Below are 17,139 nucleotides of genomic sequence, written 5' to 3'. Positions count from 1 at the left end.
CGAAAAAAGTGCGCCTGTTTCAGCTCTTCACGCTCATGCATGGAGCGTATTTTAGGCGCATAGTTGGGCAGAACAATCTTGGGACAAAACGCCCGCTCCTACTTCCTCGCTCCCGATCCATTTCTCCTGTCTCCAGTATAGCTGTCTTCCCCTCCTGGGAGGGGTTAGGGGTGGGTTGTCTCCTACCCCTACTAAAATACTTTTGAGCGCAAACCCTAAATAGGGCATTGGATTGGGGACTTATAGGTAGGGAAGCTATCAGATTAGGGAGTTACAATAGAAAAGAGGAAGTAAGAGGGGAAGAAAGTTGTTTTTCTCACGCTATTTTCAGACATGATATTACTGTACTTCATTAACCTGAAATACGCTGTATTTATTTAGCAACAAATATTTGTTTCCTGTTTTCCCTTGTCTATAAAAACAATTTTGTAACCTTCTTTTATCTTTTCTGTGGCGGGTTTAATACCCTACGGTCAACGGGGGCGCTTAAAATTATTTGGGGTTATAAGACATGAAGTGGTTGGTCGTTTACCGAATAATTAAGGTTTAAAGCCTCTCCTTTATCCTTTTTTCTATTTCCTACTCCCTACTCTCTAAAGCAAAGGAATTTTTTACCGAGAAATTGTGGTCTAAAGTCTCCCCTTTTAAGGGGATAAAAAAAGAGAATATTCCTGATTTTAAGCCTCCTTATTTCAGAGGTACTGATAACTGATAACTGAAATGACCCCATAAGCATGGAAATTGCTATCTCATTTAGCTAAAGTAAAACTCTGTTTTTAGTCAAATAGACGGCGTTGCTGAAATGTAATGGTAAGTAGCTGAAGGTCAAATTGAAAAACTTATGTTTTGCGTTGATACTTAATCTAAAAATCATTATCATTCAGCAACGCCAAATAGGCATTTTTAAATAAAGTCTTTTCAGGAGGAAAATTCTTCGTAGCATTCTTTTTTATATTTCATATAATTTTTCTGAAAAGATGAAAAGATATAGAATTAAAATTATAATTTGTTTGATATTTACTGTAATTTTAGGTTTTGCAACTAAATTTTATGAAGGACTATTTTCAGAATGGCTAAATAATTCTTTTAGTTCAATTTTTTATGAAGCATTCTGGATTTTTTTAGTAATTTTTATTCGACCTCGACTTAAACCAGGTTTAGTAGCTTTTTGGGTATTTATTGTCACCTGTTTTCTAGAATTTATGCAGTTATGGAAACCACCTTTTTTACAAACTATTCGAGCAACTTTAATTGGCAGACTGTTGTTAGGAAATACTTTTGTATGGTGGGATTTTTTGTACTATATATTAGGTTGTACATTGACTTGGATATTTTTACGTTACTTCAAATTTTATGATGAGAGGAGTCAGGAGTCAGGAGTCAGTAGGAAGAAAGGATGAGAGTGGGAATTATCTGGGAATATTCCGGCATTTTATGTCTGCATTGGATGGAAGTAGAAAGTGCGATAACTGTATAACCGGATTTTAGGTAAGCATTCAGCCATCAGCTATTAGCTATCAGCTACTAATAGACATCTCCAATAATAAAAAATAAAATCAACTATCGTACAGAAATCATCAATTATTTCCCCCTACTCACTACTCCCTAATACCAATTTAAAAAAAGAATGTTACGAATAGTAAGAGGAATCAGGACTTACGCAAATTGACTGTAAAACCACCATCTGTAGGGGCGAATGGCATTCGCTCTCTCTATATATAGAGTCTCTGTGTAAGTCCTGAGGAATAAAAAGATTTTACAGGATATTCTCTTTGACAAAAAGGATGATTTACGGCCTAAAAAATGGTATTTAAGCCATTAATTCTGACTCCTGACTCCTGACTCCTGACTCCTAAGAAATATCCTAGCTATTTGTAGCAAACATTTATCAATTTGGTATAATACCTCTTTTCTGAAGATATCTAATGAGAGAAAAATAACAGAAAGAGGCAAAAGCAACCCTTGAAATTGAGAGGGAATTAAAAGTTACTGCCAAAGTAAGGTCTTTTAACCTTAGAAGGAATCATTCATTATACCATTTTCAAAAAATACTGTTACAGTGCTTTAGTCTGTTACTAGGAGTGTTGAGATTAATACTGTAGAGACCTTTTTTGAATTTGGTATTATTTGCTGATAGCTGACTGCTAATACCAATTTTATATGAGGTTGCATAGAATGATGAAATTCATTAAATCGATCTATCTTTATCTACGCTTACCTGCGGTCAATTATGCTTAAAATATTATTCTATGCAGCTTCATTTCAATTTGGTATAAGAGCTAAGTGCTTATTTTATTACTTTTAACTTTTGAATTTTGACTTTTGACTTTCAATTTCTACCCATTTAATAATAGCTTCAGTCAACCCATCCAAAGTATATTCTTGAGCTTCCACATCTACTCTACCTAACAAACTGTGACAACTTTGAGAAGTTTGAGGTCCGATAGAAGCAATACAAATATTTTCTAACCAATCTTGCGGTAAATTATCTTTATTTTCAGCCGTCAAATAACAAAAATTTCGCACCGTTTTAGAACTAGCAAAAGTCATAATATCTATCTGACAATTTTGTAGTGCTAATAAAGCTTCCGGTAAAATATTTTCTGGACAACTAGACTCATAAGCAGCTACTTCTATTACCTCCGCACCTTTACTATTTAACTCATTCACTAATACTTCCCTACCACCAGTCTCTACTCTGGGAAATAAAACCTTTTTTCCACTCAAATTTTCTGGGAAATTTACCACCAAAGAATCAGCAACAAAATTAGGTGGAATAAAATCCGCCTTCAAACCACGAGCATTCAAACTTCCCGAAGTTTTTTTACCAACAACTGCTATTTTTACGCCAGATAAAGCACGACTATCCTTATCTTTCTCTGCCAACCTTTCAAAAAAGTAATCTACCCCATTTGTAGAAGTCAAAATTAACCAATCAAAAGTATCTATATTATTAATAGCCACATCTAAATCATGCCAACTTGAAGGAGGAGTAATCACTAAAGCAGGCATTTCAATTACTTTTGCCCCTGCTTTTTGTAGGCGATCGCTAAACTTACTAGACTGACCTGCTGCACGAGTCACTAAAACAGTTTTATTTGCTAAAGGCGCTATTTCAATTTTGGCTACTGAATTTTCTTTAACCATATTATTTGGAGACTTTAAATAATCTCGTAACCTGACTACTTCCCCTACTATTATCACACAAGGGGACAAATATTCAGTGTATGTTTGTTGAACAATATCCCCTAAACTACCAATCCAAATTTGTTGTTTTGGAGTGGCACAATTTTGAATAATTGCCACAGGAGTTTGAGATGTTCTTTTATGTCTTAATAACTGACGCACAATTTCATCTAAATTTCGTGCCCCCATTAAAATTACTAAAGTTTCAATCTGAGATATTCTTTGCCAATCTAATGCTTCTATATCGTGAGCAGTCAAGACGATAAAAGCTCTACTCATTACTGCATCTGTCAGAGGAATATTTGCGAGTAAAGGTGCAGCTAATGCAGAAGAAATTCCTGGTACAACTTCAAATTCACAACCAGCTTCAATTAATGCTTGAATTTCTGAAGAAGCACGACCAAAAATAAAAGGATCTCCTCCTTTTAGTCTAATTACTTGTTTGCCTAAACGACATTTTTCTACTAACAAGCTATTAATTTCTGACTGAGACATACTGGGTTTACCACCACGTTTACCCATCTCTATTTTTAAACAATTTTCTGGTGCTAATTTTAGAATTGAATCATCAACTAAGGCATCATAAATTAATACTTCAGCTTGAGTAATGAGAGAATGTGCTTTGACAGTCAAATATTCTTTACTTCCAGGTCCAGCTCCAACAATATATACTTTTCCTAGTAATTTAGTCATGTTTGTATGAGTTAAGTTAATCCAAATTAGTAGTTGCAACAAAAATCTTTAGTTGGAGAATAGCACCAATGAAGAATATTTAGTTTTTCGGAAGAGATATTAACAGTTGTTTCAAAATCAATGTGTTGAATATATCCATACTCAACCTCGCAAATTTTGTCAAAATAAATAATGATTATCTCCAAATATTGCATCACAATAAGGACAACCGAATGAAGTGTAAGAGCTTCCAACAGTTTTGCTATAGCGATATTTAATTTTGCCCATTTTCATATTTTGACGTTTAGCTTTTTCAGTCTTCAAGCATTCATAAGCTTTATTTACAATTTCAGGAAGAAATTGAGGTTCATCTATAATTTTTTCTGTTAATATAATGTAGTCTATTAAATTAAAATTACACCCACATAAAGTTTCATAAGACTCATTGTGAACGTGATAAATATAATATTTCCCGTGACACTTCCAATTCCAACAATTAACAGGAAAAAATCTGATTTTAATATCTTGCTGTGTTTTATATCGGTAAAATTGAGAAAATTTAAAATGACCAGATAAAATTTCAGTAATAAAATTCTTTAAAAGATAGGTGTTATTATCAAAAATTACTGTATGATTTTCAGATTGGTCAAACTGTAATTGAAACATCGGTATATCTTGTCTTTCTTCGGATGTTGGTAACTTCTTAAATAACCAGCAACAACTAATACCATCTCTGGCATATTTATCTTGACGTTCTTTCGTTTATTCTAAGATTTGAGGACTCCATTGAGCTTCAAAAGCCAGTTGAACTAATTGATGTTTCTCCTGCTTAGTAGCTAAAACATCGGCTCTCCAATCTAATCTACTTGCTTCAGTTTTAACAGCGTAACCCATAATGTTACAGACTTTAGCAATTTCTGTTTTGCATAAAAGATGTTGCCATGTTTCTGATTTATAATTACATCCATCTTTACTTATTATGAGCAAAATGCTTAGTTCCCAATTTTGAAGTTCTTAAATGTCCTTTTGCTTCACAACAAGGTAAAATAACTTAAACTTTTTTACGTTTTAATTCTTCCCATTCTTTATCAGATAGTAGTGGGGCTAATAATTCTTGATTATCTAAAATAGCTCTTAACGGCATAATTTTAATGGTTAAATAAAATCCTAAATTTTTACCTTCTATTATAAGTATGATAAAAGACAAGCCATAGGAAAAATAATTTCCAAATAAATTGATAAAAATCAGCGATCGCTCTTTTATCTTGCAGGTCTACTTTTTGACTATGGCAACACATTTGACGTACTTGTAAATTTTCCCACTTACCTACTGATAATCTCTCCGAAGCGCTATGCACAAGTCAAAAGTTAAAAGTTAAAAATAATCTCTGAGTGAATATAGAGTTTTCTAGTTTAGTAATATCAAGTCAAGTTTGTTTCATCAAAAGCTTTTTCTAATTATGGAGTTAATTTTAGATAATTGCTCTACAGTTTCAAATAGTTAAAATCTAATATTTTTAGTCTAGCTTTAAGAATTGCTAATACATCATGCCATTGTTTTTGAGAGTAATTATCCGCAATTTTGTACCATCTTAATTTATGTAAAACAATATCTTCATTAGATTTTTTAATCTGACTATATAATTGCTCAATATCAATATTTATAAAAAGAACCTAATACCAAATTTCTAAATTCCTGAGAGATATATAGCATCGAAAACAAAATCCCATTGAAAAATTTTATAACCTCTCAACCCCCCTCCCTTGAAGAAAAAAGAGAGGTTGGATGAGAGGTCTTAATTTCTATTCCATAAAAGTTTAGATAGTGGGGGTTGTTTATATCCCATTACTAGGAATGATAATTAAATAAATTCCAGAATTTTTTTGAAAGAACTCAGATTATATGGACTTTAAATAATTTAAATTGTGTAGATAATAAAATCCTCATTCCTTATCTATATCAATCTTCAATTTAAAATCTAAAAGCATAGCCGAAAGTTTATGATGAAACCTTAAGCTTTCCAGGAGTCCGATCCTCAATATTCTGTTCCTTCACTATATCAAGGGGGGACGCCTGCATATCCCTAATAGTTTCAAAGTCTAAGCTGCCAACATCAATTTTGCGGACTTGACGGTTATGTTGAGTGTGGTAATAGATTACCTTATTTGTGAGGTCGTAAGCTGTTGTCCAAACGGTCGCACTCCGCATACCTGATGTGTCTATATATTCATCTTCAGATTCTTCGGGTGGTCCGAGCGGAACATTAAAATTATCAAGTATACGAAACAATTCATACATCGTCTCAGGTCCGTCAGTAGTTGCTCTTGCAGTTTGAGAAAAAGCAAAAGCACGGATGAAACGTGATGGAGGCGTAAAATCTCCTGGAAGCCCAATCATACCACTACCGACACCTAATGGGCTAAAATTAATTGAGCCAATATTCCGATCTGGATAAGCTACAGGAGAAATATTGACATAATTTCGTAAATTAGTAATATGCCAGTCGTATGTTGGGGAGTTAGTAATAATCCCTAGTTCAGCATCAAAAATTTTTGGTTTGCCTTGTGACCATTCAATGACGATCTGTTCCCCCGAAGGATCGCTGACCATCAAATGATATAGTGCAGTTTTCCCAATAACTGGTTCAACAACGTTTACCACTAAGATTTGGTCTATTGCCTCACGAACATCATCTACTGTGGCACAGGTGGAAAGAAGATACTGGACAACATCGGTCGGTGCCATAGATTTCTCTGCCATAGTTGAATCATAATCCACATATTCAGCAAAGTCTGGATGATCAAAGACTCCAGCAACTAATCCCTTTTCATTCATGCCGTCAAGAGGAATTGGCCTATTTACAGCATCAATTCCTACTATTCCATATTTGCCAGTCCACCGTATACCAGGCAAATGGACATTTTCATCCCTAGAGAGTTCAGTCACAAACTGGTGCTCTCTGGGGAGGATCAATATTCGAGATTCTAGATCAAACTTACCCCATTGCATTGTTCTACCATAGACCATAGCACCGTCTTCTGCTTTTAGGGTAATACCTGTACAAGCGTAAGCAGGAGGCATTAGGTTAATGAAACAAAACAGAAAGACTAAAGCTAATGTCAGCACTATTGATTTGATAATGAAACAAAACAGAAAGGCTAAAGTTAATATTAGCACTATTGATTTTATGTTTTTCATCACTTAGCTGATTTTTGGTGCTTTACATAATAATTAATATTATTTTTGTGTGAAGAATACAATGAGTAATTATGCTGCGTTTTGTTCATATTTCGGAGAAAAAATACCCCGAACAACAATAGAAAATCTGAAATTATTACTTTTTTTTACCCAGAGCTAACTTTTCCTAATTCCTAGATATTTTTGACACAAACAAAATCTGACTACTATCAAAGACAACCCATAGGAGAATTAAATATTCAAAGGAAAAATAATTTCTAAATAAATTGATAAAATTCCACATCATCGTCTAGTTTGTAATAATTTTATTTGCCATCCCTTACAGGTATATTTATCAGAAAAAATACCCCGATCAACAATATAAAATCTGAAATTATTACCTTTTTTCACAGAGCTAATTTTTCCTAATTCCTAGAAATTTTTGACACAAACAAAATCTGGCTACTATCAAAGACAACCCATAGGAGAATTAAATATTCAAAGGAAAAATATAGAAGAAGGAGGAATAATTTAGTTATCTAGTACAGTCTTAAATGATTACCTTTTTTCCCCAGAGATAACTTTTCCTAATTCCTAGAAATTTTGAAAGAACCAAAATCTGACTACTATAAAAGATAACCCATAGTAAAATTGAAGATTCATAAGAAAAAGTACTTTTCCAATAAATAGATAAAAATCAACATTATCATCTAGTTTGTAATAATTTTACTTGCTATCCTCTACACCCATATTTATCACAAAAAATGCCCTGAGCAACAATATAAAATATGAAATGATTACCTTTTTTCCCCAGAGTAGACTTTATCCTGATTCCCAGAAATTTTTGACATAACCAATATCTGAATACTATCAAAGAAAACCCATAGGAAAAATTAGATATTCTCGGCAAAATAGTTTCCGAAAAAATAACCCAAGTAACAATAGAAAATCTGAAATTATTACCTTTTTTTTCCCAGAGCAGACTTTTCCTGATTCTCAGAAATTTTTGACACAACCAAAATCTGATTGCTATAAAAGACAAGCCATAGGAAAAATTAAATATTCTAGGAAAAATAGTTTCCAAATAAATTGATAAAAATCAGTGATCGCTCTTTTATCTTCCAAGTCTACTTTTTGACTACGCCACCACATTAAACATAAAGCTAAAAAATGAGTTATTGCCAAAAAAATGAAATTAACATTTGCCAACCAAACTACACCCAATATAATCATACCGACATAGCAAATTGTTAATACCCACCTTGCCAAATTAAATACAGTAAATGTCCCTAATTTAATTGTAAATGTAGTGATATTAAATTTACGGTCTCCTTCAATATCTGGAATATCCTTAAAAATTGCAATAGCAAAAGTGAAGACTATTACAAACAAAGTTAGCACCCATACTGTTGGAGGAATTTCTGGAATGATCAAGCTTTTTTTGAGGATAATTATTTCACCTACTCCTTCTATCCATTTATTTAAACTTCCTGAAACTTTCTCAACTTTTTCTAATCCCCAAACAAAGCTTAAAAATAACCCTAGATTAACAATTACTCCCCGCACAGTAAAAATACATAAAGCTGCCCAAAAAGGAAATCTTTTTAATCTAATAGGAGGCAAAGAATAAAATGTACCAATTACTAAACTTATTCCCACCGTACCTAATAAAAAAGGTCCGCAAACTAGAGCAAAACTTAAAGCCAAAACTCCCGTTATTGCCACAATTACTTGACCAGAAAACCGAGAAAATTCACCAGCAGCTATAGGAAGATCAGGTTTATTAATTCGGTCTATTTCCACATCTTCTAATTGATTCAATCCTACTATATAAATATTTCCACATAGACAACTTATCCAAGTTACCAATAACAGAATTAAACTATAGATGAACAAAGATTGATTGAAAAAATCAGAGCGATCGCCCAGAGCAATTAGATATATTGCTAATACACTTAATGTTGTGCCAATAATTGTATGGGGACGTGCAAACTTCCAAAAACTATATAGCCATGGAAAATATTTTTGCACCAAATTAGTTGTGATTTTTGCTTCCTGATAATGTGAAATTTCTCCCATAACTACCTTGAATGATTTTTATCTTAATTTACGATTATTTTATAGCAGTTTTCACATAGATAGACTATATTCAAGAATTAATAATTAATAATTAATTATTACCTCTTCTTTTAAAGTAGAGGATTGACTAAAAGGAAAATTTTTCTTTTTATCCTCTTAAAAGGGTAGACTTTAAACCACAATTTTTCGGTAATAAAAGCATTTTTCTACTCTCTACTCCCTACTCCATCCTCCGTAAGCAAAAATAATTTTGTAGTTTACTTAAATGAAAAACGCTTTCATTAATTGATAATGGATAATTGATAATTACCTCTGATTTTAACCGTTACGGAATTGAATATAAGGAAATATTATTTATTTCTTACCCTTAAAAGGGGAGACTTTAAACCATAATTATTTAATTATTTAATTATTAATTATTAATTATTCGGTAATATTAATTAATTTTGGTACATCTAAGATTATTTGCAAAAATACTTTTTTCCTACATATTTCCTGTTGCCAGATGAGCTGTTGCCAGATGAGCTGTTGCCTAAAAGCAATAAATTTTTGGCTTTATTCTTGCATTGAGATGCACCCATTAATTTGGCAAGCGATTAATATCTTGATTAGAGCCAAGTACAATCATTATTATTCCTTTAGTTAAAATTGTACTAGGCTTCGGATTAATTTGAAATTTTTCACTTCCGTCGCTCACTGCCAGTAAATTTAAACCATATTTATTCCGTAGTTCTAAATCAGCAATAGTTTTACCATCAAATTTTTCTGGTACAATAAATTCTACAATACTATTATCTGGGTCTATATCAAATTTATCGAGTATTCTAGGTTTACTCAATAATCGTGCTAATTCGCAACCCATTTCTCTCTCTGGAAATACCACATAGTCTGCTCCAACCTTGTTTAAAAGTTTGACATGAGTTTCTGAAGAAGCTTTAGCTACTACAAATTTTACTCCTACTTCTTTAAGATTGAGAGTAGTAATAATACTTTCCGACAAATAATTGCCAATTGCAACAATTACTGTATCAAAATCTGAAATACCAGCTTGTTTAATGGCATTAATTTCTGTTGAATCAAGCTCTAAAGCATGAGAAGATATTTTGTCAGTTAAAGCTTGATTTACTCTTTTTTCTTCTCTATCAATAGCCAAAACTTCATAGCCCAAATTATGCAGAGTTAGACACACTGCTTTACCAAATCTTCCCAAACCAATTACTGCAAATTGTTTAGTTTCAGATTTTAAATTTTGCCAAAAATTCCAAGACGATAATTTCACTAAAAATTCAACGTTATAGCTTCTATATTGTATGGCGCTGCGCGCAGGCAACAGGCAATAGGGGAATAAAAAACTGATAATATAAGATTTTTAGCTATTGGACAGTTCCTGTAATTTGTAAATATGCCAGCGCACATTGCTATAAATAGCAAAAATAACGTTGCCTCCAAAATATCTATTTTCAGATTTTACCAATGCTGAGAAAAATTTTTCACAACTAACTAAATTTGTTCTCTTAGTTTTTTTGCTGTGTTTTTAACTTTAGCATCAATATAGGGTTTCTCAAGTTACTAAGGTAAAGTTATTTTTCTTCTTTTCTATTCCCTACTCTCTACTCCCTAAAACTCAAAAATTATACAAATAAATTTTCCTCTGGATACTGAACCGCACTAGGATTTTGTTCAGCAAAAATAGTAGAAACTAATAGTAAGACACCCACCCTACCTATATACATAGTTAAAATCAATACTAATTGCCCGGGAATTGTAAAATTAGAAGTAACTCCCGTAGATAAACCAACTGTAGCAAAAGCAGATATAACTTCAAATAAAATTTGAATTGACTCTAATTCTGGGTCAGCAAAAGCAGCTAAAGTAGTAGCGATCGCCACTAATGAACCTGAGGCAAAAACCACACCAATAGCCTTAATAATAACTATAACCGGAATCTTACGTTGATAACATAAAACTTCTTCCCTACCCTGTAAAGCTGCTTTTGTACTATTCAATAATATTCTAAAAGTTGTAGTTTTAATACCCCCTCCAGTGCTACCCGGACTAGCACCAATAAACATTAAAACAATCGTGATAAATAAACCAGCATCAGTCAAATTCCCAATATCAATAGTATTAAAACCCGCCGTTCTAGTAGTAACAGATTGAAACCAAACAGCAATTAATTTTTGCCCTAAGTTAAAATTTTCTAGAGTCTGAGGATTGTTAAATTCGGCAATAAAAAAAGTAATAATACCAAAAATTAATAAAAAAATATTTGTATTAGTAACCACTTTAAAATGTAGAGAAAAAGTGTGAAAAACTTGCTCTTTTTTCCAACAACTTTTCAGCCATAAATATATTTCCATAATCACTTGATAACCCAATCCTCCAAATATAATCAAGCCAGTAATCACAAAATTTAGTAACGGAGATTTGACATACTTAATAAACCCATCTGCATATAAACTAAAACCAGCGTTATTAAAAGCATTTATACTATGAAAAACAGAATACCAAAGACCTTCTTTAAACCCATAATTTGGAACAAAAACAAACAAAAGCAACAAAATACCAGTCAATTCAAACACAATTGTTGTAGCCAAAATCGACTTAATTAAAGGTTCTACACCAGCCAATCCTACTTGTTCCAAAGATTGCTGAAGAGCCACTTTTTCCCGCAGACGAAATTTACGACCAAGCAACAACAAAAGAATAGTTGTAGCAGTCATATAACCCAAAGCTCCAATTTGAACCAATAACAATAGAAATAATTGCCCCCAAAAAGAATAATATTCCCCCACATTCACAACAGAAAGTCCCGTCACACAAACAGCAGAAGTTGCTGTGAATAAAGCAGTTACAGGATGACTCCAATTTCCATTACTCACAGAAATAGGTAACATGAGTAATATAGCACCAATAATAATAACAGCAATAAAACCTTTACATACAGTTCTAGCTAAACTCATTTCAAATTTTTAGTATGTATATTTAAAATTTAGGCGAGTTATTTCAATCACAAATAACTTATACTAATTCGTAACCATTAAGCCATTAGCGGTCAGCTTTCAGAAATTAGTAGTTTAAGAATTTGAGTAATATTGAGTCGTGAGCAAGTAGCTAATTTATTTCAGACTTTTAATTCTATTAAATCTTTCAACTCTGATTCCTCAAAAAAGGGCAATTAAGTTAATAGCTGATGGCTGTTAACATAGTTTCTCAGTAGGAGACTAGCTGACACCTAAATGCTTACAGTAATTCACATTAATAATGGCATAAATTAACATCTAAAATTACAAACACTTAATTTTTTTCTAGAAAAATAATAATTTTAAACCTTTAAATTTTGTGTTAAATTATGTAGTAATCAGGAAAAATTTATGAGATATTTAATAACAATTAAAAGCCATCAAAATCCTTTTATATTCTTAATCCTGACTCCTGACTCCTGACTCCTAATTACTACTAAAATCTTACAACTGAAATATGATTGCTATATAATAGTCCAGGAAAATAAATCCTCAATCTTAATTGATTAATAATTATGACCTCAAACTTAATCGAACAGATTCAACAATTCTATGATGCTTCCTCCAGTCTATGGGAACAAGCGTGGGGCGAACACATGCACCATGGCCATTATGGACAAGATGGTAAGCAGAAAAAAAATAGACGACAAGCCCAAATAGACATGATTGAAGAACTACTTCAATGGGGAGCATTAAATGAAAAATCAAATTTTTGGCCTCCTACCTCGATCCTGGACGTCGGTTGTGGTATAGGCGGTAGTACATTGTACTTAGCCGAAAAATTTCATGCCACTGCCACTGGCATTACCCTTTCTCCCGTCCAGGCCCAAAGAGCTAAAGAACGAGCTGATGTAGCCAACTTAAGTCAAACTACTAATTTTATAGTGGCAAATGCTTTAGAAATGCCCTTTGCCGATGAATCATTTGACTTGGTATGGTCTCTCGAAAGTGGAGAACACATGCCTAATAAACAGAAATTTTTGCAAGAATGCCATAGAGTCCTCAAACCAGGTGGAACTATAATTATGGCTACTTGGTGTCATCGTCCAGTTGGTAGCTCCTATGGACAACTAACTGACGATGAAAGGAGACATCTAGCCGAAATATATCGCGTCTATGCTCTGCCTTATGTTATTTCTTTGCCAGAATATGAAGCGATCGCCCAAAATGTCGGCTTTCAAAATATCTGCACTGCTGACTGGTCAACTGCTGCTGCTCCCTTCTGGAATATTGTGATCGAATCAGCTTTTGACCCTAAAGTAATTATGAACTTACTCTTTAGTGGTTGGACAACAATTCAAGCTGCCCTTTCCTTGGAGTTAATGAGTAGTGGATATGAACGAGGATTAATAAAATTTGGTCTAGTGCGGGGGAATAAATAGTTGATTACTACAAATTCTGTTAAAATCAGTGGAAGTGAGTCAAAATTTTCATACTTTTTTAGATATGTAGATATGAAATAATTTCCTGAAATTACTATGAGATTAAAGTTTCGAGCCTATAAAATCTTACTTTTGACTTTTAAATTTTGACTTTTGACTTCATCCCATAATTTTTAACTCAAAAGTTAAAATCTTACTTTTGAGTTTTGACTTTTAAATTTTGACTTTTGACTTCATAAGCTGATTTCATCACTGCATCTTCAGTAAATGTTAATTTCTGTACCAATATACCTACTTCTGCTATAATCATCGCTTACAATAGATACACCATATGGGATATTCCTGGAGGTGTAATTTATGTTAGTTATTTTAATGGAAAATCAGCTAGTTGCTCCTCAACAAGTTTGTCAAAGTTGTTTGTTAGCCGATAGAAGTGGTCAACCCCGATGGAAAGGTGGTCAATTACGTTGTGGTCATCCAGTTCCTAAGTTATCAGATACTCAAGCAGATCAGTATGAGTGTCAAATGGGTTTCCGCGTTGCCAGTATAGAATAATATAGAATCCGGATAATTTATCGTATAGCCCTCGGAGTCAGGAGTCAGGAAGAGCGAGTCAGGAGAAAAGAAGAATTGAGCATGGCAATTATCTAGAGGTATTCCGTGAAATGTCTACATTGAGTGGAGGTAGTTTTGCAATAATTGTATAACCTGTATAACCGGATTTCATATAATTACAAAAAATTATTAGTTTGATATAGCATTTTTATCTGGGAAGTGAAAACCAAGTACTATTAAACAGGGAATAGTAAAGGAGGAAAAACAGCATTAATATAGTTAGTAGCAAACACCAGGAGATAGGGTATTTGTTCGGTGCGCTTTTTTTTATAACAAAAAACTCTATCTAGATTTACATCTCAAATAAAAAAACTATAGTCAGGATGAAAATTAAAAGTAGATTAAAATAGTGCATTTAGCCTTGAAGCTAATCATTTAAATGTATCTTAAAAGTAAACAAAATAGTTCGCTCAGATTTGAGTTGTGTAGAAAATATCTTCATTACTGAGCAAAACACAGTTTTAAACACTTAACACTTTAATTATCTACTTTTTTGTTTTTTTGATCAATTATTTAGGACTACTTATTTGAAGAATATAGAATAATATTTTTAGAGGCACCAACAGGTAGACTAATACAAGTATTGCTTCTATTGCATCATTTTTTAGATGGTGACTATCTACCTAATTATAGTGAAAAACTAGGCACTTGTGCTTGAAACTTGAGTCCTAGTAAGGAAGGGCCTACCTTTGACTTTTTCCCAAAGAAAGAAAGTATTTTTATTTTTTTCTTAAAATTACTGAAAATTTGAAAGTTTAGTGATTTTTTAGGCCACAAAATACGATCCAGGGCTGAAGTTATCTAACTACTGCGCTATCCTGAATTTATATTTACTTACTTATCATCAAACTCAGGAGTATTTTACAATGAATTGGCGCGGTTCTACAACTGTTCAAGACCGAATTTTTGCTAGCTTACCTTATCTATTACCCTTGCTAGATGGGTTAGTGTATGGCAGATATTTATTCCAACAGTTCCCTCCCATACAGATAATACCAGTTCTTCTTAGCCCTTTGTTACAGATTTATAGAGGTATACCCTTCTTTGGCCTAATAGTTTTCTTCGCTCTGTTCTTGTTAGTAGTGAGAAATGAAAATATATCTCACTTTATTCGTTTCAATACAATGCAAGCAATTTTACTGGATATTATTTTAATCTTGTGTGGTCTAATTCTGCAAATCTTGGGAGCAAGTTTAGGAGGATTTATTCTGGAAACTCTCTCTAATATGATATTCATCGGAATTCTAGCATCATTTATCTATGCAGTAGTTCAATCAGTCATGGGACGCTACGCAGAAATACCTACTATTTCTGAAGCTGTTTATATGCAAGTGCGCTAAATATTTTTCACACTCACACCCTTTATTTTGTCTTTGTGGTGAAAATTTTGTAAAATAAAAGATCCTTGCTTCTGCATAAATTTGCTAGAAGCCATGTAGTCCGAAAGGAGATTATTTCCATGAAACCATTCATTTATGAAACAATGTATATCCTGCGTCCAGACCTGAATGAAGAACAGGTAGAACAAGAAATTGCAAAATATAAAGATTTATTGCAGGAGCAGGGCGCTTACGACATAGAAATTCAACATCGTGGTAAGCGTCGTTTAGCCTATGAGATCAACGATCATCGAGAAGGTACATATGTTCAGATGAATTATCAAGGTCCTCCGACTCAAATAGCTGTATTGGAGAGGGCAATGCGTTTGAGTGAAGAGGTTATTCGTTACTTAACGATTAAACAGGAAGTACCCAAAAATACTACACCAGATACTACTGTACCAGATACTCAAGAACGACCAAAACCATTAGCAGCAGTGGAATAGTAATGTTTCACGGCAGCACATAATTATTGGGTGCATCTCAATATTTGCAAAAATACTTTTTTCCTATATATTCCCTATTCTCTATTCCCTTTTGCCTGTTGCCAGATGAGCTGTTGCCTGTTGCCTAAAAGCGATAATTTTTTGGCTTTATTCTTGCATTGAGATGCACCCTAATTATTTGGACTAACAAATTTGAGAGTTTTGATTAACCCAAAAAAGGCAAATTCAACAAAAAAGTAGAACTTGAGCATCTTAAAATAGGGGAGACTCCTCTCCTATTTCCTTTACATTATCAATAGACATCTCCAGAAAAAAGGGAGTCGGGAGTAGGGGGAAAGAATTGATAATTTCTGTGGGATAATTGATTTTATTTTTTATTATTGGAGATGTCTAATTATATTAGCTATAGAGCTATACTATTTCTAAATATAAAATATAAGTTATATAGGAACTACTGAATAATTAGGAGCAAACTTAAAGTGAAGCAGATGCAAAAGTTAAATTCACAACAACTTCAACTTGAAGTATCTCGTCTTAACGAAGAATTACAAATGCGAGACCAATTAATTCAACAATTGTCTCAAGAACTTTTTCGATTAGTTAAGGGAAATACAAGTATAGTACCAACATCAACAGTTCCTGAAAGTTACCAATCTCAAATGCAGAGTTTAAAGGAACAACTCAATGAAGTTGAACAACAAGTAAATTTTTATCAAGAACAAATCTCTGAACGAGATGCAGAAGTATATAATTTACGTCATTCTGTGCAAGAGTTAACAGACCGCTCCCAAATGTTAGAACAAGTAGTACAAGAGCTACCAGAAGTCTATCGTCAAAAATTCTCCGAACGACTTGCAGAAGTACTTGAAAAAGTGGAAATATTGCAAAAGGAAAACCGTCAACTTCATGCAGAGTTACAAAGTGTTAGTTATCGTCTAGCAGTTAGAAATCGTCGTGCTAATGGCCTAGATTTACCTGCTTTTGGTCAGGGACAACCAGGTTCTTCTGTAGAGATGCCGACGTTTGGAAATGCTTAATTTAAGTAAATATTTGCTGAGATAGGTATGATATTCTATCTTAGCATTATTATCAAGTTTTATCTCAAGAGAATAGTATTTTTATAATTAGTGAACTACTGTAAGAACGGCTCAGTTACTATTAAATTTAGCATCTGAGCCG

15 protein-coding genes are annotated in these 17,139 nt (G+C 33.1%); 6 read left to right on the top strand and 9 right to left on the bottom strand.

What is annotated here, in order from left to right; genetic code table 11:
* Positions 1 to 51 precede the first annotated feature (51 nt).
* Complete coding sequence (locus F6K06_RS20930; protein WP_161564896.1) at positions 52 to 228, bottom strand: hypothetical protein; 177 nt, start codon at positions 226 to 228, stop codon at positions 52 to 54.
* A 749-nt stretch (positions 229 to 977) separates the two neighbouring features.
* Between F6K06_RS20930 and F6K06_RS20925 the strand changes: the two genes are divergently transcribed.
* Positions 978 to 1,400, top strand: a complete 423-nt coding sequence (locus F6K06_RS20925; protein WP_124146197.1) for a DUF2809 domain-containing protein — start codon at positions 978 to 980, stop codon at positions 1,398 to 1,400.
* A 901-nt stretch (positions 1,401 to 2,301) separates the two neighbouring features.
* Here the strand turns inward: F6K06_RS20925 and cobA are convergent.
* The 8 genes from cobA to F6K06_RS20885 form a co-directional block, all read right to left on the bottom strand.
* Positions 2,302 to 3,879, bottom strand: coding sequence for a uroporphyrinogen-III C-methyltransferase (cobA, locus tag F6K06_RS20920; RefSeq protein ID WP_287241443.1), 1,578 nt, complete (start codon positions 3,877 to 3,879; stop codon positions 2,302 to 2,304).
* Between the two features lie 159 nt (positions 3,880 to 4,038).
* Positions 4,039 to 4,524, bottom strand: coding sequence for a hypothetical protein (locus F6K06_RS20915; protein WP_124146195.1), 486 nt, complete (start codon positions 4,522 to 4,524; stop codon positions 4,039 to 4,041).
* Positions 4,525 to 4,620: 96 nt separating this feature from the next.
* Positions 4,621 to 4,845 carry a hypothetical protein gene (locus F6K06_RS20910; protein ID WP_124146194.1) on the bottom strand — a complete coding sequence of 75 codons (225 nt, stop codon included), beginning with the start codon at positions 4,843 to 4,845 and terminating at the stop codon, positions 4,621 to 4,623.
* Between the two features lie 188 nt (positions 4,846 to 5,033).
* Positions 5,034 to 5,216 carry a hypothetical protein gene (locus tag F6K06_RS20905; protein ID WP_124146193.1) on the bottom strand — a complete coding sequence of 61 codons (183 nt, stop codon included), beginning with the start codon at positions 5,214 to 5,216 and terminating at the stop codon, positions 5,034 to 5,036.
* 641 nt (positions 5,217 to 5,857) lie between these two features.
* Positions 5,858 to 6,985 (bottom strand): choloylglycine hydrolase family protein, encoded by a 1,128-nt coding sequence (locus tag F6K06_RS20900; RefSeq protein ID WP_287308782.1) that lies wholly within the window; start codon positions 6,983 to 6,985, stop codon positions 5,858 to 5,860.
* A gap of 1,080 nt (positions 6,986 to 8,065) precedes the next feature.
* Positions 8,066 to 9,115 carry a homogentisate phytyltransferase gene (locus tag F6K06_RS20895; RefSeq protein ID WP_124154121.1) on the bottom strand — a complete coding sequence of 350 codons (1,050 nt, stop codon included), beginning with the start codon at positions 9,113 to 9,115 and terminating at the stop codon, positions 8,066 to 8,068.
* A 580-nt stretch (positions 9,116 to 9,695) separates the two neighbouring features.
* A complete protein-coding gene (locus F6K06_RS20890) occupies positions 9,696 to 10,394 on the bottom strand; it encodes a TrkA family potassium uptake protein (RefSeq protein WP_124146190.1) in 699 nt (232 codons plus the stop codon).
* A gap of 352 nt (positions 10,395 to 10,746) precedes the next feature.
* Positions 10,747 to 12,078, bottom strand: coding sequence for a TrkH family potassium uptake protein (locus F6K06_RS20885; RefSeq protein WP_124146189.1), 1,332 nt, complete (start codon positions 12,076 to 12,078; stop codon positions 10,747 to 10,749).
* A 575-nt stretch (positions 12,079 to 12,653) separates the two neighbouring features.
* Between F6K06_RS20885 and F6K06_RS20880 the strand changes: the two genes are divergently transcribed.
* From F6K06_RS20880 to F6K06_RS20860, 5 genes are all read left to right on the top strand, one after another.
* Complete coding sequence (locus tag F6K06_RS20880) at positions 12,654 to 13,520, top strand: methyltransferase domain-containing protein (protein ID WP_124146188.1); 867 nt, start codon at positions 12,654 to 12,656, stop codon at positions 13,518 to 13,520.
* Between the two features lie 357 nt (positions 13,521 to 13,877).
* On the top strand, positions 13,878 to 14,075 hold the full coding sequence (locus F6K06_RS20875; protein WP_124146187.1) for a hypothetical protein: 198 nt from the start codon (positions 13,878 to 13,880) through the stop codon (positions 14,073 to 14,075).
* Between the two features lie 926 nt (positions 14,076 to 15,001).
* The gene (locus F6K06_RS20870) at positions 15,002 to 15,475 is read left to right on the top strand and encodes a Tic20 family protein (RefSeq protein ID WP_124146186.1); all 474 of its coding nucleotides are present in this window, start codon (positions 15,002 to 15,004) and stop codon (positions 15,473 to 15,475) included.
* A gap of 119 nt (positions 15,476 to 15,594) precedes the next feature.
* Positions 15,595 to 15,960, top strand: a complete 366-nt coding sequence (gene rpsF, locus F6K06_RS20865; RefSeq protein ID WP_124146185.1) for a 30S ribosomal protein S6 — start codon at positions 15,595 to 15,597, stop codon at positions 15,958 to 15,960.
* A gap of 479 nt (positions 15,961 to 16,439) precedes the next feature.
* Positions 16,440 to 16,997, top strand: a complete 558-nt coding sequence (locus F6K06_RS20860; RefSeq protein WP_375339357.1) for an Npun_F5560 family protein — start codon at positions 16,440 to 16,442, stop codon at positions 16,995 to 16,997.
* The last annotated feature ends 142 nt before the right edge of the window (positions 16,998 to 17,139 follow it).

The organism is Okeania sp. SIO1H4 (assembly GCF_010672695.1).
Lineage (GTDB): Bacteria > Cyanobacteriota > Cyanobacteriia > Cyanobacteriales > Microcoleaceae > Okeania > Okeania hirsuta.
Note: the sequence above shows the minus strand (reverse complement) of the source record. Positions and strands in the feature narration are given on the sequence as shown.